This is a genomic window from Priestia sp. FSL R5-0597 (genome assembly GCF_038006305.1).
Lineage (GTDB): Bacteria > Bacillota > Bacilli > Bacillales > Bacillaceae_H > Priestia > Priestia zanthoxyli.
The window spans coordinates 3,308,702-3,334,666 of record NZ_JBBOUZ010000001.1; the positions used below are offsets into that span (position 1 = coordinate 3,308,702).

Below are 25,965 nucleotides of genomic sequence, written 5' to 3' on the forward strand. Positions count from 1 at the left end.
TACACTACCTTTCTACTTTAGGCTTCATTGATAACCTATATTCGTTTTAAGGATTTTATATGTTTTCACCTTTTTATCATTCGAGCTCAAAGATCATGTGAGGCAACGCTTCTTCCTTTTAAAATAAGAAGATCGTTCCTTCCTTTTTTACTGTGATTACACAAAGTACAAAAATGCACAAAACCCTGCCCATGTGACGTAATCACTGAACTCCATTTTTTTATCGCCTCTCACGAGTACATTTACAGCCCAATTCAAAACACTTCCCTCAGACGTTTTATCTACATATTTTCTAGCTAAAGCGTATGCTCCCACTCGAAATAAGTAATAGCTGACTAAGCATAAAAAAGAGATGGTCATAAAATTTAAATTTAACTCTTTCACCTTGTACACCTCATCGTTTTTGTGTTATTACATAACATTGCTTTTTATTTCTGTTCATAAAAATCTTTTTTGACACCTTTCAAAAGCTTTAAGATTTCTTTATAAAAACAGATAATTAACATTCCAGCGATGTTTGTCACCATCATAATCATAAGATTGCCGATGATGAGACTCAGAAAATTCCCAAAAAACATGAGGCCAATTCCGATATAAAAGCCTGGGTGAAGCAGCTTATCGTCGTCTTCTTTTTCTTCTTCCTGAATGTTTATTCTGTTTTGTAATGCAACATCATTTTTAATAAACTCATTAATAGTTGTTCCATAGATGTCGCTTAAGTTTAAAAGTTGTTGGATATCAGGGTAGCTCTGATTACCTTCCCATTTATGTATGTGCTGTACCGATACACTCAGCTGCTCAGCAACCTCTTCTTCTGACATCTTTTGTTCTTCTCTTAATTTTTGCAATTGCTTTCCTAACCTCAACTCATTCACCTCTATAACTGTGGCAGCTTGTAAACAAAATTTGTTTGCACTACGTTTTCTCGTTTTCTACAATTCTAACATATTGTGGTAAAAAAGAAAGAAACAGTAATGAGACGTATAAACCATAAAACGATACCCCTAAAAAATAGTGAGAATTCTCATGTGTAAAAAATGAAAGAATGCACTTTTATCTTCAGCCTTTTAGTGTTTATACTAAATAGTGGATTGTAAGAACGTAGAAATAAAAAAGGAGGCAAAATAACGATGGAAATGCTGCTTATTTATCTATTTGTTATCGCTCTTATCGGATTCATTATTTGGAGAAAAATGAAAAAGAAAAATAAGCCCATTAAAAAGAATGGACTTGGTATATTAGCACCTATTTTCTTTATAGTCATTGCATTTTCTCTTAGTCTAAGTCAGATGATGCACATACCGGGCCAATCATTTCACTTACCACCCTACTGGGAAATGATGATTGCTGGTGTATTAGGTGTGATATTCGGGCTCATTATGCTTAGCCAAACGGACTATGAAGTAAGAGAAGATGGCTTTATTTATTCAAAGCCAAACAAAAATTTCAAATATGTAATTATCGCCATTATTTTTATAAGAATGGCTTTGAGCCAGTACTTCAAAGGCTTAGATTCCATAGACTTCGCGGTCTTAACGATGACATTAGCTTTTATATATATTGTCATTTGGAGAGTTGGCAGCTATTTAAAATTCCGTAAATTAAATGGTGATAATTACAGTGTAAATGCTGGATAATCATCAATATGACTAGTCCTTCTTCCTGTTTGGAAAGAAGGATTTTTTGTCATAGTGAGTAAAAGTCTCGCGTGTTGTGTAAGACAACCTATATATTGTATAATGCAATATGTGTTTTTTATAACAGAAGTCTATCTATAAAAACAGATTATAGGAAAACTGTACCTAATCACCAGCTGTTTGATTTACAGGTATATAATGAAAGGAATCGTCACATGACATTTATCAATTCTGTAACAGGCCAAGTCGATGCGTCAGAACTAGGGCTAACACTAATCCATGAGCATATGCGCGTTCGTTCTGAATCTGTTCACGCACAGTTTCCTCATTTATATGATGAGAAACAAGAAATCGCTAAAGCAGTCGAACAAGTAAATCGTGCGAAGAAACTTGGAGTTAAAACAATCTGTGATCCTACGGTGATGGAACAAGGACGCGATATTCGTTTTATTGAGCGAATTGCCCATGAAACAGACACTCAAATCATCGCAGCCACAGGAATTTATACGTATAACTACATTCCTACCCACTTTCAAACTCGGAGCATTGACTATATGGCAGACCTGTTTGTTCGAGACATTGAAGTCGGCATTCAAAACACATCGATTAAAGCAGGCTTTTTAAAATGCGCTACGGATGCACCTGGCGTAACGGCTGATGTAGAAAAAGTAATGCGCGCTGTCGCACGAGCTCATAAAAAAACGGGCGTGCCAATTATGACTCATTCACATCCTGCAAGCGGCACAGGCTTAAAGCAGCTGGACATCTTACTCGATGAAGGCGCTAATCCAAATCAAATTCTGATTGGACATACGGGAGATACGGATAACCTTGAGTATATTTCAAACATATTAAGTCAAGGTGCCTTTATCGGTATGGACCGCTACGGCCTGACAAGAGAATGTTCAACTGAAAATAGAAATGAAACGGTCATTGAATTGGCTAAACAAGGCTATTCAAACCGCATGTTTCTCTCACAAGACTACTGCTGTACAATGGACTGGTTTCCAGAAGGCGTAATTGAAGAACGTTTTCCAAAATGGTCGATGAGCTTTGTATTAGAAGAAGTCGTGCCTGAGTTAAAAAGAAAAGGCGTAACGGAACAGCAGATTCAGCATATGCTTTTTGATAACGCCCGCTGCTGGTTTGAAGGAAAGTAATTAAAATATTATAAAAAACCCCCACTGTGCAAGCTTACAGTGGGGGTTTTCCGCGTATTATTCTACTTTACGTTAACCTGTTTTTCTTAATAATTTCTGCTTTTCTTGGCTCTTTTTTATCATAAAGTGGGCACCCGACAGGCATAATCCAACGGCGATTCCGATCGTCAAGTTTGTAAACACCGTTAACGAAAAGGTCGTGAGTAAAACTAGCGAATGAAATGATCTTTCTTTTACCACCTTTGCAAACTGCTCTTTTTTACTGATGTTCCATGCCACGACCATTAAAACCGGCGCGAGACTGGCAAGCGCCACGTATGAAGCATACGGAGCAAGCACTAGCAGCACAATCAACACAAAGATAGCGTGCGTGATTCCTGCAATTGGAGATGAAGCGCCGTTTTTAATATTGGTAACGGTTCTTGCAATCTCTCCTGCTGCAGGAATACCTGAAAACATCGGCGTTACCATGTTTACGATTCCCTGGCCAATCAGTTCTTTTTTGCTGCTGTGCTTTGACTTTGTCATTTCATCCGCAACGCGAGCTGTCAGCAAAGACTGTAACCCTACAAGTACAGCAATTACAAACGCAGAAGGTAAAAGAGTTACCACCCTCTCCACTGTTATATCTGGAAACGCTGGCGCCGGGAAATGACGAGGTATCTCTCCGTAAATCGAACCAATCGTTTCAAACTGATTTGCAAAGAAAAAAGATGCTAATCCCGTTGATACAATAATTCCAAGTAAATAGGACATTCCCAGCGACTTAGGCGAAAAGTAAAGAACAATTAAAATCGTAGCTAAGCACAATCCTGCTGTAGCGATACTATAGATGTTGATGAAGTGTAAATTACCAAAGATCTCTTTTATATTCAAATGAAAATACTGATATTTTTCAATAGCGTGTAACCCAAGGAAATTTGGAATTTGTCCGCTGAAGATAATCAGCGCAATCCCTGACTGAAATCCAACAATAATAGATGACGGAAAATACTTGATTAAAGCTCCTACTTTGCATAGCGCAAAGATAATGAGGAGAATCCCTGACATAAAGCCGGCAATTAATAAGTTTTCATAGCCATATTGCAACACAATTCCTAATAAAACAGGAACAAACGCACCCGTAGGTCCAGCGATTTGAAACCTACATCCACCTAAAATAGCAATTAACAATCCCGCTACAATCGTCGTATAAAGTCCTGTAACAGGCGATATTCCAGAAGCTATCGCAAATCCTAACCCTAAAGGTATAGCTATAATGCCAACAACAATACCCGATAGTATATCTTTCTTCAAATGCTGCAAGGAGTAATTTCGAAAAACCTCTAGATTCATAAGTGTACATCAGCCTCCATTTTAAGTAGTGAGGTTACCCATTCGTATTTTCGTCATACAACCTTATTGAGCTTTCTCAAAATAAGGTGGGCTACTCGATTACTTCTATCTTAAAGGAGACAACTTACAAAAAAATAAAGAGGAAATTAGAAGTTTCTTAGACAGTTATTAAAATTTTCTTAAAAATTCTTACTTTTTATTCTTTTAGTTATTTTTTAGATAAAATGCGGTTCTTTGTTGTAAATAAAGCAAGATAACTAGACCCTATAGTAACGATAGAATGAATGGATGTGGACAGGCTGTGTTTAAAAATCTTTAAGTTTAAGTAGACGACACGCCTACCTCCATTCGTTTAACTATATTCGAATTCATAGGAAGCTCGGTTACATAAGGCCAATTAATTACAAACGTGAACACTAAAAGACAGAGGCTTTGAATTATAATTCAAAGCCCCTGTTTTTACTAATAAGATATATAATACCAATTCTTTTGTATCTTTTCTATTTCATCAAACTTCATACCAAAATCGCCTGATGAAGGTTTACGGTTTTTTGGGTCATACACAAAACCCGAGAAATGCCCGAATAGTCCACTGCTTGTAAAGAAAAGTACGGAGATTGCCTTTCCTTTGGTTTCTACTGCAACATCATCTCGACCTCTGGACACACTCGCATACTCTTTCGGTAGATCAACAAGCGATGAGTTGTCGGGTTCATTGGAGAAAGGAATGAGCGACGGGTAGTCGACTCCATCGGCTTTCAAGACGCCACTTTGTATGTTAGCTGCCACTTCTTCTCTTTTCTGCTGATGGAGTTTAAAGTTTATGTCTAAATTAAGCTGCTCAAACGGAATGAAGAACCACAGCACAACGGTTATCACTTGAATAACCAGTGGTAGCCACTTTCTACTACTAAAGAGATAAATCAATGTCCACAGCGTTAGTAGTAAAAAGAAAGGAAGGACAAAGAATAACCATATATATGGACTTACGTATTTCCCTATACGATCATCTAAATCCCATTGAAACAGGGACAATAAAAAAATGAACAAACTGCTACATAACGATAAAAGCAAAGTTAAATGACGTTTCACATATTTCCCTCTCTCTGAAATAATTCTTTTTAACCTTCACTCTTTATCATTCATTATTTACTATAGTTCTGTGAATCCGCTTTAAGAATTCTCTTATTATTCTAGAAAGCCCATTATTGGCGTTATAAAAATACCCAAAAGAATAAGTTTTATAGTGCGGAGGAGCAAAGTTAACGACTACATATTGATCACTTCTAGATAAACCAGCATCTGTTTTAAATGCGTAGTCAAATCCTATATTTATTGCCGTATTATTTTCCAATGTATGACGAATTGTATCTACATTATTGGTAGTAAACAAGATATCACATGGCAGTGAACTAAAACCTTTCATAAATTCCTGAATATACTTGTCGTTATATAAAACAATTGGCTGGTTAATTAACATCTCTTCAGTAATGAGTGTTTGTTTGGCTAATGGCGACTTCTTATTTACTGCAGCTACCATATGACCATCCAATAACTTTTTAAATACCAAGTTCCGATACTTTTTTTCTTCTTTTTCTGTATAAGTAATGAAACCTACATCTACTTCCCCATCTAGAACTTTATCTATAATATACTCGGTGCTATTTTCATAGACAGAAGCCTTTATGTTCGGATATTCTCTTTTAATTTCTGTTATTAAGCGAACGAGAATCTCCATTGGTCCTGGGTAGGTTGCAATCTTTATTTCACCATTCATTGTATTTGTATACGCTTCTGCTTCATCCATAAATTCTTGAATTTTCAATAAAGCAGCGCTGGCCTTTTCAATTAACCTATGACCTTCTTCAGTTGGAATAGATCCTCTTCTGGAACGATGAAAAATCATTATATTTAGTTCTTTCTCTAAATTTTTTATAGATTGGCTTAATGCAGGTAACGTAATATGCAGGTTACCAGCTGCTTCTTTTAGTGAACCCGTTTTATCTATTTCCACTATATGTTTTAATTGTTCAATATTCATAATGCCCTCTTTTTCTTTTAGTTAAGTATTACTTAACAATCGTTAATATTAACTAAATTTACCATAAGTATATCTGGTTGTATACTGATAGATATAGTAAAAGAAATGACACAAGGAGATGGAGTATATGAAGGCGCTAAGATGGCATAATCAAAAAGATATTCGTCTTGAAGAAATAAATGAACCAGTTGTACAGGCTGGTCAGGTAAAAATGAAAGTTAAATGGTGTGGAATTTGCGGTAGTGATTTGCATGAATACTTAGGTGGTCCCATCTTTATTCCAGTTGATAAACCGCACCCTCTCACTAATGAGGTTGCTCCAGTGACGCTTGGACATGAATTCTCAGGTGAAGTAGTAGAGGTTGGAGAAGGTGTAACCCATTATAAAGTTGGTGATCGTGTGGTTGTTGAGCCAATCTTTGCTACACATGGACACCAAGGTGCTTATAACCTAGATGAACAAATGGGATTCTTAGGTTTAGCCGGTGGCGGTGGCGGTCTTAGTGAATATGTCGCAGTAGACGAAGAACTTTTATTCAAACTTCCAGATGATTTATCTTATGAACAAGGTGCTCTAGTAGAACCAGCGGCAGTAGCTCTTTATGCAGTACGTTCAAGTAAAGTGAAAGCCGGAGACAAAGTTGCTGTATTTGGATGTGGACCAATTGGACTTCTTGTCATTGAAGCGTTGAAAGCAGCAGGTGCAACTGATATTTATGCAGTTGAATTATCTCCAGAAAGACAAGCGAAAGCAGAAGAATTAGGAGCAATCATCATTAATCCTGCTGAAGTTGAAGATACGGTAGCCGAAATTGCTAGATTAACTGACGGTGGCGTAGATGTATCATTTGAAGTAACAGGCGTACCTATTGTATTACGTCAAGCAATCCAATCTACAGGAATTGGCGGAGAAACGATTATCGTTAGCATATGGGAAAAAGGAGCAGAAATTCTACCGAATGATATTGTAATTAAAGAACGAACTGTTAAAGGAATCATTGGCTATCGTAACGTGTTCCCAGCAGTATTGTCTCTTATGCAAAAAGGCTACTTCTCAGCCGAAAAGTTAGTAACGAAAAAGATAGCTCTAGACGATGTAATTGAAGAAGGGTTTGAAAGCCTGATTAAAGAAAAAAACCAAGTTAAAATTCTGGTTAAATCGGAACAGCAATAACAATCATCAACAATGAAGATTTCTCTAAGCCACTGATCGTAATTAGTGGCTTTTTATTTCTTTAATCGGGTCCAGCCGAGAGATGTGTAAAATTTCACCAACACAATTTGACAGTTTAGAAGAATGAACGAGTCAACTACATAACGATGCCCATTGACTTAATTACATTTGAATCCGTGGGACGCTTGGTTACATGAATCCCATGGATTACAGAATTGATCACCTAAAAAACTTTTCTAGTCTAGTGTTGACGTACCAATGGGTTAATTGACGAGGACCAGACAGATATAAAATACATATGCCCGCCCTTTTTAATCACCATAATAAAACTTCAAAAGATTTAAAATGGATAACAGGATAATCAAAATAACCAAAACTCCTCCTATTAATATCCTTCGTCCTTCTTTTGGGGATGTCTTTTGTTTTTCATGGACATACAAAACCAGTTTTCGAAAGGAAATGTGAAGTAAAATAACGAAGGCAAACAAACCAATCTTCACAAGAATAAACAGATTATCACATCCATTTCAACAAACTAAAGATCTAAGAGACATTCGGCAAACAACTCAGCTATGAAACTTTTTATTTTCTTTGTTCTTTTGATACTCTACAAAAAAGGATACTGGAACTGCTCCAATACCTATACCAATCGAAATAAACAGCGACTGGTTCAGCTGAAGACTCGGATTTGCCGCTGCCTTACTATAAATGATAGAACACACAAAGCTTAAAAAGCCTATAGCTAAAGGAATGAGCGCGTGCTTATACCATTTCATTGTATTAGCCTCCCCTCTTTTTCACCCCACCTAGCTTGATAGTCTCAGCATACGATTTATTTGTCAGCAATTAAGAGATGCACCGATTAATAGCACAATCCTGTTTAGGTAAAATGACTTCCCGCTATAGCGCTGGCTAAAAGAACGATTACGGCTAGCTCTCTTATCATATAGGTTTGGCTTTCACTCAAAGGTTTCCCCTTTCTTTCACTCATAACAGGGTAAAAATAAAAAAGGTAAAAAGATAAAAGAAAACCCATACCCGCTGTCACAGCTATGATCATTTCCAAATTATCACATTTCCTTTTTCTTCCTTTTCCTTCTTTTCTTCTTGTTAAACAAGTTTAGCCAAGTAGTCAGCGGCGCCTCTCTAGAACATACGAGTCCTCTTGAAATCATACAAAAATAAAAAAGGCAGGATTTCTCCTGCCTTTTTGCATATGTAATTCCTCTTCACTATGTCAACTCAGCGCTTTTAGCGAGCATAAAAGCAGAGATACTAAACAAAACAATCAATAAAGAAGCGGCATGTAACAGTAAAAAAAGAAATTTTTGGCCGCCTTTAATGAAGCACGAATAAATCATTCCTAGGATTGTTACTAAGATTAAAAGTGCTGCTGCTATTTTAATTACTATAGCAAAGAAAGCTCCTGCAAATACAATTGACGGAATAAAACACGCTACAATAATTATGTACAAAATCAGTGTAGCAATAAAAGCGGTTTTTGATACGTTTGAAGCCCGTTTAAACAAATTCCCCATATAGTCTCCTTTCACATTTTAAAACTGCATCTTTTACTATAATACATGTGCTTAGAGGACACAATTAACTTTTTTAAAAGTGCCCATCACCTAAGCTTTATCACCAATAATATCGATTATATTTTTGAGATCTTCTTTGCTTGGTTTATCAAACGTTGTGGCTGTTTTTTTGTTTGAACTATTGGTTGATAAATAGTCTTAAAGAACGCTTTGTAGTCTTTACTTCAAAATCAATTCACACTAAAATTCTCTCTTTTGGTAGATAGACAGCGCAATAAAGTAAGAAGCAATATACATCACCACTCCAAAGAGAGTATATAAGATAGGAACATGCAAAGAAGAAGCGATCGGTAAGCTGGATGCTGCTAATATTTCAACTATATACCCAACAACTCCTTGTAAAGCAATCGCAACGAAAAGGCCGCCCATTCCACCTCCAAGTACTATTCCGTCAGATTTCTCTGCCCCGAATACATAAAGAAGCGGATAAGCAATTGCACCGGCGAAAAGTACGATAAATGTACCAAACGAAACGATATTTACTATATTCTCTACTGCACTCTTGGAAATAAGCGAATACATTGAGAAAACACCATAAGATAGGATGGTTCCGCTGACGACAATTAAAAAGTAAAAAATATAGTGACTTTGCACCACATTTTTCCGGCTAATTGGAAGGGTAAGCACGTATTTGTCATAGCCGGTTTTGCTTTCTAGTTTGATCACTTCAAGCGCTGGCATTGCCATTAATAAAATAATTAACATCGCTATAATACGATAAAATGAAGGATCAGCAAAATAAAAGATGACTGCAGAAATAACTATGGCGAGCGCTGTGTAAGTCAAAAAGCTTCGGTGAATGAGGTAATAGTTCGTTAACAATAGACCTTTCATTTACGTTTCACTCCTTGTTAAAAGCACGCTTAGTTCTTCCATCGACATCGGTTCAGTTACAGTTCCTTCTGGCAGCTGATGCTTATCTGATACGAGTACACGGGCAGACGTATCATACGTTCTTTTTGCCACTACTACATCTTCAGGAAGTACATTCAGCTGTTCTTCCTTCATAACGGCAATTACGTACTCCTCAAACACTTTCTCTTTTTCTTCATTTAATAAAATTTCACCGTTTTTAATCACAACAAGATGGCTCGCGATTTTTTCAACGTCGCTCATAATGTGAGATGAAAGCAGTATTCCGCTGTTCCCATCGCTGACAAAAGCTTTTAATTCATCTAATATCTGCTCTCTAGACGAAGGATCCAATCCTCCTGTCGCTTCATCTAACAGCAATAGTTTAGCACCGTGAGACAGCGCTACCGCTAGAGATAATTTCATCGACATGCCGCGTGAAAACGTATGTATTTTTTTATCTTCTGGCAATGAAAAAGAATGAATCAACCGGTGAAAATCAGCTTCTTCCCAAGATTTAAATAGTTTCTTAAAAACGTTGTTTAACTGTTTTATCGTTAAAGAAACCGGCAGATTAATCGCATCAAACACGACTCCAATGTCTTCTTTAATCGTCGCATCTTTATTTAAATTGTCTTCACCAAATATTTCGACCGTACCGCTATCTCTTGAAATCAGTCCTAGTACCGCCTTAAACGTCGTCGATTTCCCTGCTCCGTTATCACCAATAAATCCTACAATCGATCCAGGAGGTACATGAAATGAAACATCTTTTAAAACCTCATTTTGGCCAAACGATTTTGCCATGTTTCTAACTTCTAAAAGATTTGTCATGTGCTCACTTCACTTTCTCTATTAGTAGTTAGTGTAATCTAATCGCTATGATGATTCATAATATCACCTTTTTTTTACAAAAATGATGATTCACTACCAATTATAGCTAGTAAACTATAAAAAGTCGATGACGACATAAAGCTTTGTTTCTAACTCGTTCATTTTTTATGACCGTAATATGTATGACAACATCTGCCTGTACTATTCTTGCCTTACCTTTTTACCCAAATCACAAATAAAAAAAGGATCTCCCATAAAAGATCCTTTTGTCTTCACTATAATTGATGACGCTGCTTTTTTTCTTTTTCACTTAATACGTAGTCTGTTATAAAACCAAGAATAAGTCCAACGGCTACCGGTATCAAACCGCCTTTTGCTTCCATTTGAAAATTTTCCGGTTCATTTACATAAAGCCACTGAACGGAAAGCAACGAAATATGAAAGGTATTGCCAATAAAAAATAAAAGTGCTATCGTGCCAATTGTTACGCCGAATGAAAGAATATATTTTTTCACCGTACTCCTCCTTTCATTAAAAGGCTGCTTCAAGCAAAGCAACCTTTTAATTTATTCATTTTGCTTCAAGCACTGCCTTTTCTTGAAAAACCTTCTTTAATACAAGAGACTGAAAAATCATAAACAAACTGCCTGTCATCCAGTATAAAACGAGACCAGACGGTGAAAATATCCCAAATGAAAGCACCATGACAGGCGAAAGAGTTTGAGCTACCAGTGCGTGCGATCCATTCATTCCTGCTACATCCTTTTGCATGACTCTTGTCTGCAAATACGTAGCCACTGCCGCCACTATTGGAAGAATAAAGTACGGATCTGCATGTCCTAAGTCAAGCCACAAAAAAGATGATGCGCTAATTTCATCTATTCGTCTAATCGCGTAGTACACAATTGAAAAGATGGGAAGCTGAACAAGTATAGGAAGGCAGCCCATAAGAGGATTGGCTCCATTTTCTTTAAGCAGTTTCATCATTTCACGCTGATATTGCTGCTGACTCTCAGGATCTTTATTTTTGTACTTCTCTTTTAGCAGTTGAAGCTGAGGCTGTATACGTTTATTGCTCAGCTGATTTTTATATTGAAGAATGTTTAAAGGCGCCAACAGCATACGTACGCCAACGGTCACAAGCATAATCGAAAAACCAACGCTTTGATGAAGCCACGTATTTCCTATAAACAAAATGAGCAGTGAAAAAGGATAAATAAAATAGTGATCCAAAAAGTGAGTGTGCGAACTTTGAATCACGTTTGCTGAATCACAGCCGGCAAGTAGAAAAACGGAAACAGCAATAAAGAAAAGCTTCTTTTTATGTTTTAACATTTATATTCCTCCAGTATTTTTTTAGTTAAACGAAAAAAATACTGGCGAATGCGGACCTTCATCATCTTGTTCACCTATTGCTTCTTGTCTGTGAACAGAATGAATAAATTTAAATTTGTGATACACGCAGCATATGAGATTCTGAGCGCGTAACAGATTTACGTTTTGTATGAGATACATGTCCTTTTGCTGCAGAGAGACATGTTTATGTACCGTTTGAAAGGTAGCTAGTTTAATAGCCGCATGTACAAAAAATGCCGTCATAATCGCAAATGATAAATACAGAAAGGCATCCGGTATAAACAATTCCATTTATTCACATCCTTATGGATTATTGTATCATATTTTCCTTAATTTAGGTTAATTGATTTTATGGCGCAGAATCTGCTATCTCAGTAAATATACTCTACAAAGCTGGTTTTCTTATAGGAAAGTCAAAAGCTGCGTTGCTTTTGCACATACCTTCATACGTTTGATGAAACAACGAATAGAACATATACTGGGACACATATAATTCTAAAAATTTCTACTTTTATTAGGAAAAAGGATATTATTCCTTTTTATGGTATAATCAAAAAATATAATTTATAGGGAGTGAATTCATTGGAAACTAATACAAAACCTCAAGTAAACACCAACTCTATTGTTTCTCTAACTCTAGGTATCGTATCTATTTTTATTCCAATCATTGGGTTTATTACAGGGATTATTGGAATCATCTTCTACAAAAAAGCATCAAATCAAATAGCTGCTACGAATCAAAGCGGTAAAGGACTCGCGATTGCCGGTCTGATTTGCAGTATAGTAGGCATGATTTCTCAGCTACTCTTTATATTAGGAATTATTACGTTTATGTTTGGAGGAACAACGGTTGACTATGAATAAAACAGGGCAATTAAAAATGTAAGAAAATCGAGATTTAGATAGGGTTATTGAAATTTCTATATGAAAGAATAAAAGCTTGATTTTCGACTATCCGAAAATCAAGCTCTTGAAATTTAAACGTTATGACTCATTGTTACTACGTCTATAGCTTTTAATGTAAATTGCAAAGGAGAATGAAAAATTAAATCTATCGTTGAATCTAGAATAAAAGAAATCATAATTGTTCTACTTACTTTACTACTAGTAATCTCTGTATTAATTAACTGTTCTAGCTATTTTAATAGTACAGAAATAAAAACTTTGACCTCAAAATGTTATGATAACGGCGGAGAAGCCATAGTAGAAATACATAATTCAATTATTAATGATTATTCTTTTGAATGTAAATAACTGAGTTAAAAAACAGCTGGTTACTTAACATGCTTACTTAAAAGAGGGCTAACGATTTAGCCCTCTTCTATACGTTAAAGTATAGACGTATTCAGTCAACAATAAAGGAGTTCTTTATGAAACATGTCATATTAGGCATCTGCGTATTCGTATATGCCGTACTATTAGACTATCTAAAATATAACTATGGTCTTAACCTTATAGGAAAGGTGCTAATATTGTCCGTTTTAACTGGTGTTACGTATAAAATTATTGAGAAAATATATGAGAATCGAGCAACTAGACCAAAGAATGAGAGGTAATTTTAAGCAAACTTACTATTTTGATTATTTGTGCGGCATGCTTAATAAAGAAGTATCTATAAAAAGAAAAGTGTTTAAGCCAGTACATGTATTTGTTACGTACTTGTAGACTCCTTTTTCAAGCAGCTTCTAAGGGTGTTACTAAAAGAATTTCCTTCGTTTATCTATAGCGTCTATAAAAAAAGATTTGGATAATTGACTTAGTTTACTATTTAAAATATAACTTAACTTTCAGCTGTTTCCCCCCATTAACTCTTGTTCTTTTATGTCACGACGCACACGAAAACCATTTAATAGTAAGAAAGCGTTTATATAGGAGCAAATTGTTACATTAGAAGAGTATAATACACCATATGGAAATTAAATGAGTCTTTAGACACCTATATGTGGTATATTATTAATCGTTGAAAAAATATATATAAATATTCGGGGGAAGTAAAATTTGAATAACTTATTAGCAAAGAAAGACTTAACAGCCGAGCAACTAGCAATGGTTCAATCAGAAATGAATAAAAAAGGTAAATCAAAAGGAATTGCTTATGCTTTATGGTTCTTTCTAGGTGGCCTGGGCGGACACCGTTACTATTCAGGAAACATTGGAATGGCAATTGCAATGACTTTAACACTTGGTGGATTAGGTATCTGGGCTTTCATTGACGTATTTATGATTGGTGGAGCAATTGAAAAGAAAAACGAAGAGATTGAATTTGAAGCTATTCAATTAGTGAAAACGCTAAATAACTAATTAGAGGGACCCTACCTCTTTTTATATAATAGATCACATATTAAAAGTAAGTTCATTTCACTATAGTAATAAAGTGAACATACAAAAAGAACAAACGGCAGCTGCTGTTTGTTCTTTTTATATGCTATTAAGGTCATTCATCATTAAAAATCCTCTGCCACGGCTCCGCTGTTTACGTACGTGTAAGTAAACTGTAAGAGTTCTTGTCCATATTGATTCATACTCAATTTCATTGTTGTACTTCTTATGTACGTGCTACGAAAAAAGATAGCCGGTAAAGACAATAAACCCTGTAACGAGGATTAGTACACCGCTAATTACCACTGTTAGAATACTTCTTAGCGCCGATGTCCAATTGTTTATTCCAAAGAACCCTGCGATACCAATACAAAATAGAATAATTGCTAAACAAAGATTGATATTCAATAACGCTGGATAATAAAAAGCGATGAAAAAGAAACCAACGCACAGTAGCGTAAAGATAAATGACCAGAAATTAATAATTCGCGCCATCTCACCTACCCTCCTCTACTTTTAAAATTTCCACGTTTAAACACACTCTTAGATTATTTATTTCAAATCTGTTTTTAAACGCTGCAGGAAAAAGTCGCAAACTTCAGCTTGAATAAACTGCTTCTTCAAACTGCAAAATAAATACTCTAGTTCAAATTCCTGATAAAAGATTTTAGCAACAACCGATTTTAATTCCTCTAAAGTTGGTTGTTCTGACGCATATAGTTTATCTAGTGAAAGGTTAAATTGAGAGAATAGCTGATCATTTTGATACCATTCGAAAATTTCTTCACCTTTTATTCGGCAGCTAAACACACCTAGTATCTTCAAGAATGCCTTCACTTGATTTTCTTCAAATTCATAATCAATCACAAACATAAAAAAAGGATGTTCCTCTGCGTTAATCATGTGCTTCATGAGACTCATTTGATATTTTAATAGCTTCACTTCTTTTACGACATCCAACTTCTTCCCATCTTTCTTTAAAAAATGATCCTACTATACTCTGTGAATTTTACCATAATCTAGTAGTTCAGATAAACCGTTTATAGAAAATTACTTTGTAATGAATGGAATAATAAGGTATATTGTTATAAATGGTAATAATTTCATAAACCGAAAGCGAGGATACATATGGGCCTGTTACTAATTGCGGTTATTATCACGCTATCCATCATTTTAGATTACTTTATTTTTGACTATGAAGATAAGCACTGGGGCTGGCTAAAGAAAGCTTCTACACCTGTTAGAAGAAGTGTTATTGGCTGTTACTTGCTTATGTCGTTTGTTATTTATTTTGGTTTGAGCTTTCCGTATATTAAGCCTTTTTTATAAATATTAGTCTGCCTAAACTGGTTAGCCTATAACTCTTATCTAAAGGTTATAGGCTAATCCCCTCATTTCACCACCACTACAAATTGTTTGTCTTCAAATTTGAACATTTCCCCTAATTCATAGATATACTTCTTTTTGTCTAATTTATAATACTTTCCAAAATACAGCGTTTTTAAGTTAATACTCATATCTAGACTTAAATCTTTTTCATCCGCTTCATCACCGTCTAAGCATGAATATAATTCCATATGACAGCCCTCTATCAGCTGTTCTTCAATATAAGTAAACAGCTCTCTTATCGATTTAGGATGTGCATCACAAGATAATTCGTAGATATATGGCAAGGTGAATACGTGCTTGATGTCGCTATACCCGTCGGTTAAACGATTAACACTAATACCGTACGCATCTTCTTCTTTTTCATAGATTGTAATTATCTTTTCTTTCTTTGAATTTCGATTAAAGGAAGAAACTTCGGATAAAGGCACCAGCGTTTCTTTTGTGCCAAAACTTCCTGTAGGTAATTCATAAGGAGATCCTATATAGTAATGTACAGTCATATTCGTCACTTCTCTTTCTCTTTGCTTATGTAAAATACTATTATTCTATCACTCTTATTAAGATTACATACAAATACAAGGAAAATATGTATAATAAAACCAGGAGGTGACAACATGAAAAAACTACTGCCTTTTCTATTTCTAGCCGCTCTTTACTTGTATGACTCTTCATACAATCATACTGCTTTTTTACATAAACCGGTTGTTTCTGCTTTTTTATATGTAGCTGCTATTTTTGCCTGTGCGCTACTGCTTGTAAATGTAAAAAAAGATCGAGCTGTTTAAATAAGGAGATTACTATGAGCTATAAAATTGTATTCTTTGACGTAGATGGAACTCTTACTCATCACGAAAACGGGACTATTTCCACCAAAACTCGAGAGATTGTAGAAAGTTTAAAGCACAAAGGATTAAAAATCGTAGCCGCTACCGGAAGGCCTTTATCTCTCTGTGAAGAAATTAGAGAATTAGGTATAGATACGCTCATTACCGCGAACGGAGCGTTTACTGTACACGATGAAAAAGTTATTCATAAGCTGTCCATGGATAAGGACGTTGCGCACGAAGTCTTTGAATACGCAGCCTCGCAAAATCACGGTCTTTCATTTTATACAAAAGAGCTCAGCATGAACGGGATTAAAGATGATAATATTTTAAAAGCCCTGAAGGAAACGCTATCGCTCAATGATTATCCTCAAATGAATGAGCGTATTTATGACGAAGATATTTATTTAATGTGCTTGTATGCCAATGAGGAAACCGCCGAGCAGTATGCACAGCGATTTCCTCATTTACTATTTAAAAGATGGCACCCTTTTATCGTAAGTGTGCTTCAAGAAGAAATCACAAAATCGGTAGCTATCCTGAAGGTCTTAGACTATTTTAACATCCATCAATCCGAGGCTATTGCATTCGGAGACGGAGAAAATGATATTGATATGATAGAATTAGCCGGCCTTGGAATTGCGATGGGCAACGGATCTAATAAGTTAAAAAGCGCCGCTGATTTTGTAACGAAGAAATCGGGTGAAGACGGTATTGAATTTGCTCTAAAAAAATTCAAAGTCTTATAGAAAAGCAGCACGCTTGGATAAGTCATCTAAGCGTGCTGTTTTTTTATCTCCATAAATGCTTCAGGATGTAGCTCCTCCGATTGAATGACAATGGCAGTCATACCTTCTTCACTTCCCGACATATGCCATTCTCCTTTTTCCCACAGTGCCGCTTCTCCACGTTTAATCGAAATTCGCTTTTGGTCCTCTCCTGTTACCCACCCTTCACCTTCGACGACGATAAATAACTGAGGTATAGGCGCTTCGTGATATCCTACGGTTCCTTCTCCGTCTATATACATATAACCGATCGTAGCTGCTTCGTTTGTTTGAATCATTTTTACGTAAGTAGCTAAATGCGACTGATATTTTTCTACTTTTTTGCCATGTTTTTTACTGCATGTATAGATTTTCAATGTGCACCTCTTCTTTGTTCATTACGATTTTTTATTTATTTTTACTGCGTTTAAGATACTCAGGCGTAGACACAGACTCAACAAATAAAGCACCGTCTAGCTGGTCACGCGGTACAAATAAAGTCGGCATAGTACCGCTTTCTAAAAAGATCGTTTTAGTAAATATCCATTTGTTGTCTGAGTTTTTTTCAACCTGTGAGAAATCGGTAAATAAAGCCGGTGACTGCACTTGATGCATATAGTCCTCTAGACTTTTTTTAGGCGGCTTCTCTATTTTGTATGGCTGCCCTGTATCCGTATGTATTTCACCTTCATACATAAATAAGCCTAAGTAATAAGACTGTTTTTTTATTTCATTAGAGACAATTGCTCCTAGAGGTTCAAATCCCGTAAACGTTTTGTATTGTTTAAAGATATGAAGGTTATGGGCCCAAATAATAATTTTCTCGTCAGGATACAGATCTTGACAAACCCACTCTAGATTTTCTTTCATCCTTTTTTCTCTTACTTTTTTATACGTTCGGTGGTTATGGTGAATATGGTTAATAAAATACAAGCGATTTTGCAGGCATCGAATAATCATTTTAACCTTACATACAAGCTCTTGATTTTCAAGATACAAAACGTATTCTTCATGTAGATAGGCTTCTAAATCTCCTATCACCGCGCTTACTTTTTCTTTAAACTCTTCAAACTCACGTAGCATTTCTGCTGGGACTTTTTTTCTTCTCGCTTTATATTGCCCTAGCTGGTAGTACCATTTATATACGCCTGCTTCAATGTATTCTATCTTTTCTATCACGTCTTCAGATACTACGGGACTCAGCTGCTGAACAAATTTTACGAAAAGATCAGGATTAGAAGAAGGGTTAATATCTGTTCCTATTAAACTTAAATCTGATTTTTTCATTAGCTGAAACAAGGGCATATTTTCCTTTGTGGCCCATAAAGAATAAACGGCGTTTTTTAAAAAGGCTTCATCTGTAAACTCTTTCTTTAACTCGTTAGCGCTGTAGCATTCCGCTAAGCCGCTCTCAAATGCCAGTACGGTAAAATTCATTTCTTTATGTAGAAATTCTATTATTTTTGACTTCATCATATTATGTTCTCTTATGTTATGACCGTTTTCCCCTAACCACACAATTCTCTTATCTTTTACGATATGACGGAGAAATTCAAACTCTTGCAGCTTACATTCAGTTGGTTTGCTTAAATGGATTGAGTTTTCAGATAGCCATTCTATAGAGTTTAAATACTTCTCTTTTCCTTTTGAAAAAATTCCCATTCCTATCCCCCTTAACTATGTTACCTATTACTTCCATTTTACTAAAATACAGCTAGTACTTCACTATTTATGTCCGGTAACTAATCAACAGCAAAAAGACCTTATAGATATCTCTATAAGGTCTTATCTTTCTAGAATTCTAGATCAGCTCATCCCGCTTAGCTTTCTCCAAACGTTCTTTGACTATTTTTTTAAACGCATGTGGATTATCTACGCGAATGGCGACCTGCTGGTATTTCTTTTTAATTCCCATAAAAAGCGTCGCCTCTACTGGAGACTTTAGTGTTAGTAAAAGATCAGGATGAACGGTTTCAAAATCGCGTGCGATAAATTCAATCGTGGTGCTGGGTATTTTTTGTTTCAGGGTGTGAGTGTCTTCTATTATTTCTTCAATATCTTTAAAAGAGATTTCCATACGCTTAGCTAAACCAAATGAAATGTATATGCGATCATCGTCCACTCGTAAAGGGTTAAGCCTTAATGCTTGAATATCTCCTATAAAGAAAACAATACTATAAATATTAAGGATTAGTAAAACGATTGAAAGAGTCATAGACGTGTTGTGAAGCAGCCAGTGAAGTCCTAATGTTTCAATAACAATCGCATGAATAATCATAATTTGAAACGTGATAAAACTTGAGCGTTTATACAGAGTAAACGTATTCTCTTCAGTACTCGGCTGCTTCTTCCACGTTCCAAACGCATAGTAAAACATCAGCATTTCTGAACACAGTACGTGTATAAACGGTTGTTTGGAGAACTTTTCGTTTACAGCCCGTGAAAAGGAAAATAACAGCGGTAAAGAGCTTGATTTGACTCTTTTCAAAATAGGCGGTACGTTTTTAGCCAGCATAAACAGCAGCGAAAGTTCAAAGAAAATGAGTACCCCTTCTATGTCAACGCCTAGCCACATAACCGACTGAAAAGAAGCTAAATATTCACTTGGAATGATAAAACGCGCAGCAATAAGACCTGTGGCCATTAATACAATAAAATATTTTACGCTGAACTTACGCTGCCAAGCTAGAAATAAGAGCGGAGCCACAAGGCTTAAGTCTAAAATAGAACCTACTACTACTCCGTTGAAATTACCAGGCAACGACTGAAGTCCAAAAGAAGAATGATATAACACGTAATTTGAACTTATTACTAACAGCAGTAAAAAAAGAGCGACCAGAGACACCGTTTTTTTATGAAGAACCAAATAACCCACCTCACTTTTAGTTGGTGAAACACAAAAATTCCTGTTACTTCCATTTTACCAATGGAGTTGATTTAAGTCACTTTGTAGCGTGACATTGTGTTATAAAACCATTTTTTATTTACCAATTCTTCTATACAAATAATTTACAATGTAAAAAGAGTTTTACATTTATTGTAAGGAGGAGTAAGAATGGATTGGGTTAAAATTGTGTATTCATTCATCCTGTTAGTTTGCGGAATTTTGATTTTTGTTTCATCATCTTCTCGAAAAGGTGATGAAAGAAAGAAGTTTATCAGTACGAAGGCTCAATCATACGCATTTGTGGTAGTTATAGGTATGCTGATTTTAGAAGTTATAGAGTCCATTTACCGGACTTTTCAAGGGAAAAGTTCTTATGATGGCATTGGCATTTCGCCGCTAATATTTCTAACGATGATTTCAGTTATATATTTGATAACGTTTCTTACCTACAGAAAAAAATACGGTGATTAAATGAAAGCTCACAAGTAAGAAATAAAGAAATTGAGCTCATATTTTCTGGTGAAACGATAAATATAACCTCACTTTATAATTAGCCTCTAGATGACATCCGACAGTAAATGAGCTTGTTATAAGTGCTTTTAAAAGTAATAACTAGACCTCCTACTGAGGTTTTTTTTATGCACTCTTAAAATAAAACATCTCCCTTAACTAAACTCAGGAGATGATATTATAAACGGTGAGTTCATTAGCGTTTTCTTACTCTCTATTCTGTTTCTCAAGTAATTCAATCACTCGATCATTTTGTTTAACAATCGTTCTTAGCTTTGCTTCTATCGAACACAAAGTGATAAAAACGGCTATAAATCCTATAACGCCATAAAACATAACGGCTTCTCCCTTGTTGCAAAATAATCAGCCATATACGTCCTACATCTCAAAAAAGCTATGTCTTTCCACTTTACACACTCTAAGCGAAAACGTTTGATACCATTCTGTTTTTCCTTTGTGCTGGGCTACGCGGTGAGCTGAATGTTCTTTCCACATTTTGATTGATTCTAAGGAATCCCAGTATGAAACGGTAATGCCTAAATCTTGATCTCTGGCACTTTCTATTCCTAAAAAGCCTTTTTGTTTAGATGCAAGCTCCACCATTTTATCTGCCATTAGTCCATAACCCTTCTCACCTTCCGTTCGTTCAGAAGCAAAAATAACGGCATAATAAGGCGGTTCAGGGGTTTTAGAGATTCCACCCATATTGATTTCCTCCTTTAGAAGTCAAATTAACAGTAAAAAAGTATAAGTGCATAATTAATTTTTCTATTACCTTTATCTTCTTTTAGTACTATTTTTATAAATTCCATTATAATACTTTTTTAAGTTTACCTATACAAAATGTAACATTTAATAGCATGTAAAGATAAATATTCCATTTATATGATATAGTCTTTATAAGTAAGTAATAAACAAATAGAAATGGAGTTTCAACATGAGGAACATAAGCAAGATAACAACTGGGACCATTATGATAGCTTTGGCGCTTGGATTAATGGGGTGCAGTCACACAAGTTCAAACAATGAGAGCATAGATGGAAGCGAGGCAAAAAAAGAGCTGGCCATAGAGCTGAAATTTCTGCAAAACGAGTCCGAACGCTTAATTAATAATGACGGAAAGATAGAAGATAAAACGTTTCAAAGCTACAAAAATGATTTTAACCTGCTGTCTGCGTCTATTAATAGTACGTCAAAAGTAGAAACACAAAGTGATAGCGAGCTAAAAAAAAGCATAGCCCACTTAGCAAAAGACGTAGATACTTTAACAGAAAAAGAGTATGTAACATCCTATAAAAAATTCAATTCAAGTAAGACTATTTATGAAGTTACGCTCATGAACAATATGCATGACGTTATAGATGCAACGAAAACTTCGGAAGAAAGCAGTAACGTGTTAGACTCATTTGATGATAAACACTTTCATTCTTCCGAAGCACAAATAAAAAAAGATATGGGGCCTGCGATTAATCATATCAACACCGCATCTAAATATAAAATAGAGCTCATGCAAGACGAAATCCAAAAGCACCGCGATAGTTTCACCAAGCTCCAGCTCGAACAATTAAAAAAAGCCACTCATAATTTTGATTTGTCTCTTAACGATCAAATTAAATCGATTCAATCCTATAAACCTATAAGTGGAGATTATAATATAAGCAGAAACTTTCGCTATAATTCCTATGATAAATATACAAATGCCTGTGTATACATTACTGACTTTGAATCTAATTTAGGAATTGCCAAGGCCGGTGATTTTTAAAAAAAGGCTCTCTATAAAGTACTTTTAGAGAGCCTTTTTGCTGTATTCATTACAAACGCGATTTCTTTATTTCTAGCGTTCTATAAATATTTTCTTCTCATGAGCCAGATAAAGCATCGCGTACATCCTAGGAATATCGAGGTTATATTTCATAAATAATAACCAAAATAAGGGTTTTAAGAGAGCTTTATAGCTCATTTATCGCGTAAGGAAACCTTATTGTTTGATACATCAACTAATAAAGAGTAAAGTTTTTCTATAATAAAGGTTAAAAGCGAAAGGATGAGTAAGATGTTTAAAGACGGTTATGTAAAAGTAAATGATGTAAATCTTCATTATGTAACAAAAGGTGAAGGCGAGCTTATGCTGTTTTTACACGGATTCCCTTACTTTTGGTACACGTGGCACCATCAGTTAGAAGAGTTTTCCAAAGATTATCGCGTGGTAGCTGTAGATATGCGAGGCTATAACTTATCAGATAAGCCAGAAGAAATTTCTTCTTACAGCATGCCCATTCTAATGGAAGATGTAAAACAGCTAATTGAAGCATTTGGTGAAAAAGAGTGTGTGCTAGTGGCGCATGATTGGGGCGGCGCTGTAGCATGGGCATTTGCTTATACATATCCGCAGTATGTCAAAAAGTTAGTGATGTTTGATGCACCGCACCCTTACACCTTTATAAGAGAGCTTGCTGAAAATCCTGCTCAACGAGAAGCAAGCAGCTATATGAGCTTTTTCCAACAGCCAAATTCTCAAGATGAGCTGCTCGCAAATAATAGTGAAAAGTTAAGAAACATGCTGACGGAACCAGGCATTAAAAAAGGCTATTTAACAAAAGAAGAAGAAGCTAAATATGTAGAGGCGTGGAACCAGCCGAATGCAATGAAATCCATGCTTAACTACTACCGTGCGTCTTCCCTTTATCCGTTTGAAGAGCGCGTTCATAAACCTGTAGCACTGCCGCATAAAGTATTCGAATCTCCAACTTTAATTGTATGGGGAAATGCGGACGAAGCGTTTGAAAATAGTAATTTAGATGGAATTGAAGAGTACGTTCCAAACGTAACGATTCACCGCTTAGATGGTGTAGGACATGCTCCTCAGCATGAGCAGCCAGAAAAAGTGAATGAATTTATGAGAGAGTTTTTAAGCAAATAAACGAGAGAAAGACTGCAGAATACGGTATACCGCCGTTTTGCAGTCTTTTTTTAAATGCTAAAAGCTGATTTCATCTATTTTTTACATGATTGGTTTATTTTTCAACGTTTTAACAAGTGCATACCGGGTATAAATTTCACTGTACAGATGCAGTCCCCCCAAAGGAACATGTACATTTCTTTCTTACTTACCCTTTTTGGAACTCTCTTTTTGAGGGTTCTTTTTTATGCGTTTACTTCTTTCCCATCGGAAGAACAATCTTAAATAATGCCCCTCCCGTCTCTTTATTATCGACCGTGATGCTTCCTCCGTGGTTTTTCACAATGGAATGAGCAATATAAAGACCTAGCCCTAAGTTTCCGTGGCCGCTTGTTCTCGATGCATCTTCTCTGTAAAACTTTTTAAACACCTGCTCTTTGTTTGATAACGCAAAGCCGGGACCCGTATCATGTATTTCAAAGATTACTTCGTTCTGATGAATGACGGTATTCCACGCTATCTCCCCTCGTTCAGGCGTGTAGCGAATACAGTTTGTAATGATATTATCTAGCACTTGAGAAATACGCTGAGGATCTCCGTAAAATTGACTTGATGCTTCTGCTTCACTAACCGAAGGTAAAAAGGCAATCTCTTTTTTTTGACATAAAAGCTGAAACTCGTCTGTTTTCTCATGAACAAATGAGATTATATCAATTGGCTCTCTCTTTACGGTAAAGCCCGGATTTTCGATCACAGATACTTCTTGCAGCTGATTTAATAGCTGAATCGAACGCTGTGTATTTGTGTAGATCGTATGTAAATATCGATTAAGCCTCTCCGGGTCTCTTTTGCTTCCTTCTACTAAAATTTCCGTATGTCCATGAATAATCGTAAGAGGCGTTCGTAAATCATGCGCAATCGCAGCCGTCATATCTTTGCGGTCTTCTTCTAGCTGCCACTGTTTAGCTAACGATTGCTTTAATTCTTTTCGCATTTCTTCAAAGGCATGAAGCAGCTGACTTAATTCTTTGGCGTCTTGAGTGACGGACAGCGAAAAATCTAAATTATTATGCTGAATATTTTTAGCTGCGGTCATCAGCTCATTAAAAGGCCGTTCAATTTTTTTGCTAAATCGTCTTCCAAACAAATAAGCAAACAAATAAAAGTAAAGAAACGGGCTGGCTAGCGATACAAATGTGACAAGCGCAACGATCCATTTAATATTCGGATTAGCAGAAGCCATATTTAATTGATATCTTAGCGCAATCGCCCCGTTTACTTCGTCTTTTGAATTAAAAAGCGGATAAACTTTTATAATATATTTACCTGAGCGGATATTGGTATTGACCTGAGAGTAAAAATCCCGTTTATTTTTTATGTATGAAGTGGACATGGACCCATACACAATTTGCCCTTTTTTATTTATAATTTGATAATCCATTCCTTCTAGCGGAATCACCGCTTCTGCTTGGTTTTTAGCATCTTTTGAAAGGAGCGCATCTTCTTTTTCTTTGACGAACTGAAGAATATCAGGAATTTGTTTTTCATAGTAATTTGCTGGATTCAGTGCTCCAGGCATAAGAAACCAGTTTACTGCAATCACAATGCCCCACGTTAAGAGCGTCGCAAGCAGGCTGTACAGTAAGATTAAATGAAACGATAACACAAACTGCGCTTTTAATGTTGCTCGGTTCATCCATTTTTTTATTTTACCCATTTGTAGCCAATGCCCCAAACGGTTGAGATGTAAGGCGTTTCGTCATATTTTAATAGTTTTGCTCTAATTTTCTTTACGTGTTCCGTAATCGTAGACGAATCTCCTTCCGCGTCGTAGCCCCACACCTTTTCATACAGCTGCTCGCGTGTAAAAACCTGACCTGGATGAAGAGCTAAAAAATGAATAATCTCAAATTCTCTTGAAGTAAACGGAATTACTTCATTGCTATGTAAAATTTGATAGCCATTTAAATCAATGGTTAACTCTCCAAAGTGAAGCCTGTTATAGGAGTTACTGTTAATTCTCTGCTCTCGGCGCAGATGGGCGTAAATGCGGGCTTTTAGTTCTTTCATGCTAAAAGGCTTAACTAAGTAATCATCTCCACCCACTAATAGTCCTTTTACTCGGTCCTGCTCCGTTTGTTTAGCGCTTAGAAAGATAATGGGGCATGATATGCTTTTTCGGATCATTTCACAAAGTGCAAAGCCGTCCATGCCTGACATCATCACATCCAGCACAATTAAGTCTGGATTTATTTTTAACTTTGTTAACGCTTCTTGCCCTTCGTAAGCAAACACCACCTCATATCCTTCATCTTGGAGCGCATCTTTCATAAAGGAAATAATGTCTTTTTCGTCGTCCACTAGTAAAATTGTTTGCTTCATC

32 protein-coding genes are annotated in these 25,965 nt (G+C 35.9%); 11 read left to right on the top strand and 21 right to left on the bottom strand.

From position 1 onward, the window contains the following. Positions 1-156: 156 nt before the first annotated feature. Both MKX72_RS17225 and MKX72_RS17230 read right to left on the bottom strand, forming a co-directional pair. Positions 157-384 (bottom strand): hypothetical protein, encoded by a 228-nt coding sequence (locus MKX72_RS17225; protein WP_154991968.1) that lies wholly within the window; start codon positions 382-384, stop codon positions 157-159. Between the two features lie 44 nt (positions 385-428). Continuing rightward, positions 429-875 carry a helix-turn-helix domain-containing protein gene (locus MKX72_RS17230; RefSeq protein WP_258524407.1) on the bottom strand — a complete coding sequence of 149 codons (447 nt, stop codon included), beginning with the start codon at positions 873-875 and terminating at the stop codon, positions 429-431. Between the two features lie 255 nt (positions 876-1,130). Here MKX72_RS17230 and MKX72_RS17235 point away from each other — a divergent pair, with 255 nt between their 5' ends. Beyond that, a complete protein-coding gene (locus tag MKX72_RS17235; protein ID WP_034268453.1) occupies positions 1,131-1,637 on the top strand; it encodes a CcdC protein domain-containing protein in 507 nt (168 codons plus the stop codon). 215 nt (positions 1,638-1,852) lie between these two features. Continuing rightward, complete coding sequence (locus tag MKX72_RS17240) at positions 1,853-2,797, top strand: phosphotriesterase family protein (RefSeq protein WP_049165688.1); 945 nt, start codon at positions 1,853-1,855, stop codon at positions 2,795-2,797. Between the two features lie 72 nt (positions 2,798-2,869). Here the strand turns inward: MKX72_RS17240 and MKX72_RS17245 are convergent, their stop codons facing one another. From MKX72_RS17245 to MKX72_RS17255, 3 genes are all read right to left on the bottom strand, one after another. Then, positions 2,870-4,132: a SulP family inorganic anion transporter gene (locus MKX72_RS17245; protein ID WP_034268442.1), complete on the bottom strand. Its 1,263-nt coding sequence runs from the start codon at positions 4,130-4,132 to the stop codon at positions 2,870-2,872. Between the two features lie 462 nt (positions 4,133-4,594). After that, positions 4,595-5,224, bottom strand: coding sequence for a hypothetical protein (locus MKX72_RS17250; RefSeq protein ID WP_034268439.1), 630 nt, complete (start codon positions 5,222-5,224; stop codon positions 4,595-4,597). A 46-nt stretch (positions 5,225-5,270) separates the two neighbouring features. After that, positions 5,271-6,173 carry a LysR family transcriptional regulator gene (locus MKX72_RS17255; protein ID WP_028414635.1) on the bottom strand — a complete coding sequence of 301 codons (903 nt, stop codon included), beginning with the start codon at positions 6,171-6,173 and terminating at the stop codon, positions 5,271-5,273. Positions 6,174-6,300: 127 nt separating this feature from the next. On the opposite strand from MKX72_RS17255, the gene MKX72_RS17260 reads away from it, so the two are divergent. Continuing rightward, entirely contained in the window at positions 6,301-7,347 is a 1,047-nt protein-coding gene (locus MKX72_RS17260; RefSeq protein WP_029714146.1) for a 2,3-butanediol dehydrogenase, read from the top strand. 566 nt (positions 7,348-7,913) lie between these two features. Here MKX72_RS17260 and MKX72_RS17265 read toward each other — a convergent pair. The 7 genes from MKX72_RS17265 to MKX72_RS17295 all read right to left on the bottom strand — a co-directional run bounded on the left by MKX72_RS17265 (position 7,914) and on the right by MKX72_RS17295 (position 12,278). Next, a complete protein-coding gene (locus MKX72_RS17265) occupies positions 7,914-8,123 on the bottom strand; it encodes a hypothetical protein (protein WP_033580215.1) in 210 nt (69 codons plus the stop codon). Positions 8,124-8,579: 456 nt separating this feature from the next. Then, the gene (locus tag MKX72_RS17270; protein WP_033580213.1) at positions 8,580-8,885 is read right to left on the bottom strand and encodes a hypothetical protein; all 306 of its coding nucleotides are present in this window, start codon (positions 8,883-8,885) and stop codon (positions 8,580-8,582) included. Positions 8,886-9,125: 240 nt separating this feature from the next. Continuing rightward, positions 9,126-9,779, bottom strand: coding sequence for an ABC-2 transporter permease (locus MKX72_RS17275; protein ID WP_034268433.1), 654 nt, complete (start codon positions 9,777-9,779; stop codon positions 9,126-9,128). After that, positions 9,780-10,631, bottom strand: a complete 852-nt coding sequence (locus tag MKX72_RS17280; RefSeq protein ID WP_034268430.1) for an ABC transporter ATP-binding protein — start codon at positions 10,629-10,631, stop codon at positions 9,780-9,782. A 275-nt stretch (positions 10,632-10,906) separates the two neighbouring features. Continuing rightward, positions 10,907-11,146, bottom strand: a complete 240-nt coding sequence (locus tag MKX72_RS17285; RefSeq protein WP_047750370.1) for a hypothetical protein — start codon at positions 11,144-11,146, stop codon at positions 10,907-10,909. 55 nt (positions 11,147-11,201) lie between these two features. Beyond that, positions 11,202-11,966, bottom strand: coding sequence for a membrane protein insertase YidC (yidC, locus tag MKX72_RS17290; protein WP_155007847.1), 765 nt, complete (start codon positions 11,964-11,966; stop codon positions 11,202-11,204). A 21-nt stretch (positions 11,967-11,987) separates the two neighbouring features. Then, positions 11,988-12,278 (bottom strand): hypothetical protein, encoded by a 291-nt coding sequence (locus tag MKX72_RS17295; protein WP_155007845.1) that lies wholly within the window; start codon positions 12,276-12,278, stop codon positions 11,988-11,990. A gap of 291 nt (positions 12,279-12,569) precedes the next feature. Here MKX72_RS17295 and MKX72_RS17300 point away from each other — a divergent pair, with 291 nt between their 5' ends. Continuing rightward, complete coding sequence (locus MKX72_RS17300) at positions 12,570-12,851, top strand: DUF4190 domain-containing protein (protein WP_033580207.1); 282 nt, start codon at positions 12,570-12,572, stop codon at positions 12,849-12,851. 1,134 nt (positions 12,852-13,985) lie between these two features. Beyond that, positions 13,986-14,288: a TM2 domain-containing protein gene (locus tag MKX72_RS17305; RefSeq protein WP_080963371.1), complete on the top strand. Its 303-nt coding sequence runs from the start codon at positions 13,986-13,988 to the stop codon at positions 14,286-14,288. 255 nt (positions 14,289-14,543) lie between these two features. On the opposite strand, the gene MKX72_RS17310 is transcribed toward MKX72_RS17305, so the two are convergent. Together MKX72_RS17310 and MKX72_RS17315 are read right to left on the bottom strand one after the other, a co-directional pair. Beyond that, positions 14,544-14,801: a hypothetical protein gene (locus MKX72_RS17310; RefSeq protein ID WP_155007844.1), complete on the bottom strand. Its 258-nt coding sequence runs from the start codon at positions 14,799-14,801 to the stop codon at positions 14,544-14,546. Between the two features lie 57 nt (positions 14,802-14,858). Further along, positions 14,859-15,266 (bottom strand): DUF1878 family protein, encoded by a 408-nt coding sequence (locus tag MKX72_RS17315; protein WP_155007842.1) that lies wholly within the window; start codon positions 15,264-15,266, stop codon positions 14,859-14,861. Between the two features lie 168 nt (positions 15,267-15,434). Here MKX72_RS17315 and MKX72_RS17320 point away from each other — a divergent pair, with 168 nt between their 5' ends. After that, positions 15,435-15,635 (top strand): hypothetical protein, encoded by a 201-nt coding sequence (locus MKX72_RS17320; protein WP_060745205.1) that lies wholly within the window; start codon positions 15,435-15,437, stop codon positions 15,633-15,635. A gap of 62 nt (positions 15,636-15,697) precedes the next feature. On the opposite strand, the gene MKX72_RS17325 is transcribed toward MKX72_RS17320, so the two are convergent. Next, positions 15,698-16,195, bottom strand: coding sequence for a hypothetical protein (locus MKX72_RS17325; protein WP_155008240.1), 498 nt, complete (start codon positions 16,193-16,195; stop codon positions 15,698-15,700). Between the two features lie 114 nt (positions 16,196-16,309). Here MKX72_RS17325 and MKX72_RS17330 point away from each other — a divergent pair, with 114 nt between their 5' ends. Next, the gene (locus MKX72_RS17330; protein ID WP_016766569.1) at positions 16,310-16,480 is read left to right on the top strand and encodes a hypothetical protein; all 171 of its coding nucleotides are present in this window, start codon (positions 16,310-16,312) and stop codon (positions 16,478-16,480) included. Positions 16,481-16,494: 14 nt separating this feature from the next. Further along, complete coding sequence (locus MKX72_RS17335; RefSeq protein WP_155007840.1) at positions 16,495-17,268, top strand: Cof-type HAD-IIB family hydrolase; 774 nt, start codon at positions 16,495-16,497, stop codon at positions 17,266-17,268. Between the two features lie 26 nt (positions 17,269-17,294). Here MKX72_RS17335 and MKX72_RS17340 read toward each other — a convergent pair whose 3' ends face one another. The 3 genes from MKX72_RS17340 to MKX72_RS17350 all read right to left on the bottom strand — a co-directional run bounded on the left by MKX72_RS17340 (position 17,295) and on the right by MKX72_RS17350 (position 20,152). Beyond that, positions 17,295-17,663, bottom strand: coding sequence for a cupin domain-containing protein (locus tag MKX72_RS17340; protein ID WP_155007839.1), 369 nt, complete (start codon positions 17,661-17,663; stop codon positions 17,295-17,297). Positions 17,664-17,694: 31 nt separating this feature from the next. Beyond that, positions 17,695-18,948, bottom strand: a complete 1,254-nt coding sequence (locus MKX72_RS17345) for an erythromycin esterase family protein (protein WP_155007838.1) — start codon at positions 18,946-18,948, stop codon at positions 17,695-17,697. A 139-nt stretch (positions 18,949-19,087) separates the two neighbouring features. Further along, on the bottom strand, positions 19,088-20,152 hold the full coding sequence (locus MKX72_RS17350; RefSeq protein ID WP_155007837.1) for a beta-carotene 15,15'-monooxygenase: 1,065 nt from the start codon (positions 20,150-20,152) through the stop codon (positions 19,088-19,090). A gap of 189 nt (positions 20,153-20,341) precedes the next feature. On the opposite strand from MKX72_RS17350, the gene MKX72_RS17355 reads away from it, so the two are divergent. Continuing rightward, positions 20,342-20,644 carry a hypothetical protein gene (locus MKX72_RS17355; protein WP_028414656.1) on the top strand — a complete coding sequence of 101 codons (303 nt, stop codon included), beginning with the start codon at positions 20,342-20,344 and terminating at the stop codon, positions 20,642-20,644. Positions 20,645-21,061: 417 nt separating this feature from the next. Here MKX72_RS17355 and MKX72_RS17360 read toward each other — a convergent pair whose 3' ends face one another. Beyond that, positions 21,062-21,388 (bottom strand): antibiotic biosynthesis monooxygenase family protein, encoded by a 327-nt coding sequence (locus MKX72_RS17360; RefSeq protein WP_098627631.1) that lies wholly within the window; start codon positions 21,386-21,388, stop codon positions 21,062-21,064. A gap of 232 nt (positions 21,389-21,620) precedes the next feature. Between MKX72_RS17360 and MKX72_RS17365 the strand changes: the two genes are divergently transcribed. Further along, positions 21,621-22,445: a hypothetical protein gene (locus tag MKX72_RS17365; protein ID WP_235918733.1), complete on the top strand. Its 825-nt coding sequence runs from the start codon at positions 21,621-21,623 to the stop codon at positions 22,443-22,445. A 291-nt stretch (positions 22,446-22,736) separates the two neighbouring features. Further along, the gene (locus MKX72_RS17370) at positions 22,737-23,603 is read left to right on the top strand and encodes an alpha/beta fold hydrolase (protein ID WP_232217016.1); all 867 of its coding nucleotides are present in this window, start codon (positions 22,737-22,739) and stop codon (positions 23,601-23,603) included. Between the two features lie 232 nt (positions 23,604-23,835). Here MKX72_RS17370 and MKX72_RS17375 read toward each other — a convergent pair whose 3' ends face one another. Then, the gene (locus MKX72_RS17375; protein ID WP_155007836.1) at positions 23,836-25,299 is read right to left on the bottom strand and encodes a sensor histidine kinase; all 1,464 of its coding nucleotides are present in this window, start codon (positions 25,297-25,299) and stop codon (positions 23,836-23,838) included. After that, positions 25,287-25,964, bottom strand: a complete 678-nt coding sequence (locus MKX72_RS17380) for a response regulator transcription factor (protein WP_155007835.1) — start codon at positions 25,962-25,964, stop codon at positions 25,287-25,289. Before MKX72_RS17380 ends, MKX72_RS17375 begins: the two co-directional genes overlap by 13 nt. Between the last annotated feature and the right edge of the window lies 1 nt (position 25,965).

Coding starts and splice junctions, on each gene's coding strand:
- MKX72_RS17310 (WP_155007844.1), bottom strand. CDS start 14,801: ATGGCGCGAATTATTAATTTCTGGTCATTTATCTTTACGCTACTGTGC.
- MKX72_RS17235 (WP_034268453.1), top strand. CDS start 1,131: ATGGAAATGCTGCTTATTTATCTATTTGTTATCGCTCTTATCGGATTC.
- MKX72_RS17255 (WP_028414635.1), bottom strand. CDS start 6,173: ATGAATATTGAACAATTAAAACATATAGTGGAAATAGATAAAACGGGT.
- MKX72_RS17345 (WP_155007838.1), bottom strand. CDS start 18,948: ATGGGAATTTTTTCAAAAGGAAAAGAGAAGTATTTAAACTCTATAGAA.
- MKX72_RS17375 (WP_155007836.1), bottom strand. CDS start 25,299: ATGGGTAAAATAAAAAAATGGATGAACCGAGCAACATTAAAAGCGCAG.
- MKX72_RS17240 (WP_049165688.1), top strand. CDS start 1,853: ATGACATTTATCAATTCTGTAACAGGCCAAGTCGATGCGTCAGAACTA.
- MKX72_RS17370 (WP_232217016.1), top strand. CDS start 22,737: ATGTTTAAAGACGGTTATGTAAAAGTAAATGATGTAAATCTTCATTAT.
- MKX72_RS17280 (WP_034268430.1), bottom strand. CDS start 10,631: ATGACAAATCTTTTAGAAGTTAGAAACATGGCAAAATCGTTTGGCCAA.
- MKX72_RS17365 (WP_235918733.1), top strand. CDS start 21,621: ATGAGGAACATAAGCAAGATAACAACTGGGACCATTATGATAGCTTTG.
- yidC (WP_155007847.1), bottom strand. CDS start 11,966: ATGTTAAAACATAAAAAGAAGCTTTTCTTTATTGCTGTTTCCGTTTTT.
- MKX72_RS17380 (WP_155007835.1), bottom strand. CDS start 25,964: ATGAAGCAAACAATTTTACTAGTGGACGACGAAAAAGACATTATTTCC.
- MKX72_RS17275 (WP_034268433.1), bottom strand. CDS start 9,779: ATGAAAGGTCTATTGTTAACGAACTATTACCTCATTCACCGAAGCTTT.
- MKX72_RS17260 (WP_029714146.1), top strand. CDS start 6,301: ATGAAGGCGCTAAGATGGCATAATCAAAAAGATATTCGTCTTGAAGAA.
- MKX72_RS17335 (WP_155007840.1), top strand. CDS start 16,495: ATGAGCTATAAAATTGTATTCTTTGACGTAGATGGAACTCTTACTCAT.
- MKX72_RS17270 (WP_033580213.1), bottom strand. CDS start 8,885: ATGGGGAATTTGTTTAAACGGGCTTCAAACGTATCAAAAACCGCTTTT.
- MKX72_RS17320 (WP_060745205.1), top strand. CDS start 15,435: ATGGGCCTGTTACTAATTGCGGTTATTATCACGCTATCCATCATTTTA.
- MKX72_RS17245 (WP_034268442.1), bottom strand. CDS start 4,132: ATGAATCTAGAGGTTTTTCGAAATTACTCCTTGCAGCATTTGAAGAAA.
- MKX72_RS17325 (WP_155008240.1), bottom strand. CDS start 16,195: ATGACTGTACATTACTATATAGGATCTCCTTATGAATTACCTACAGGA.
- MKX72_RS17330 (WP_016766569.1), top strand. CDS start 16,310: ATGAAAAAACTACTGCCTTTTCTATTTCTAGCCGCTCTTTACTTGTAT.
- MKX72_RS17265 (WP_033580215.1), bottom strand. CDS start 8,123: ATGAAATGGTATAAGCACGCGCTCATTCCTTTAGCTATAGGCTTTTTA.
- MKX72_RS17360 (WP_098627631.1), bottom strand. CDS start 21,388: ATGGGTGGAATCTCTAAAACCCCTGAACCGCCTTATTATGCCGTTATT.
- MKX72_RS17355 (WP_028414656.1), top strand. CDS start 20,342: ATGGATTGGGTTAAAATTGTGTATTCATTCATCCTGTTAGTTTGCGGA.
- MKX72_RS17295 (WP_155007845.1), bottom strand. CDS start 12,278: ATGGAATTGTTTATACCGGATGCCTTTCTGTATTTATCATTTGCGATT.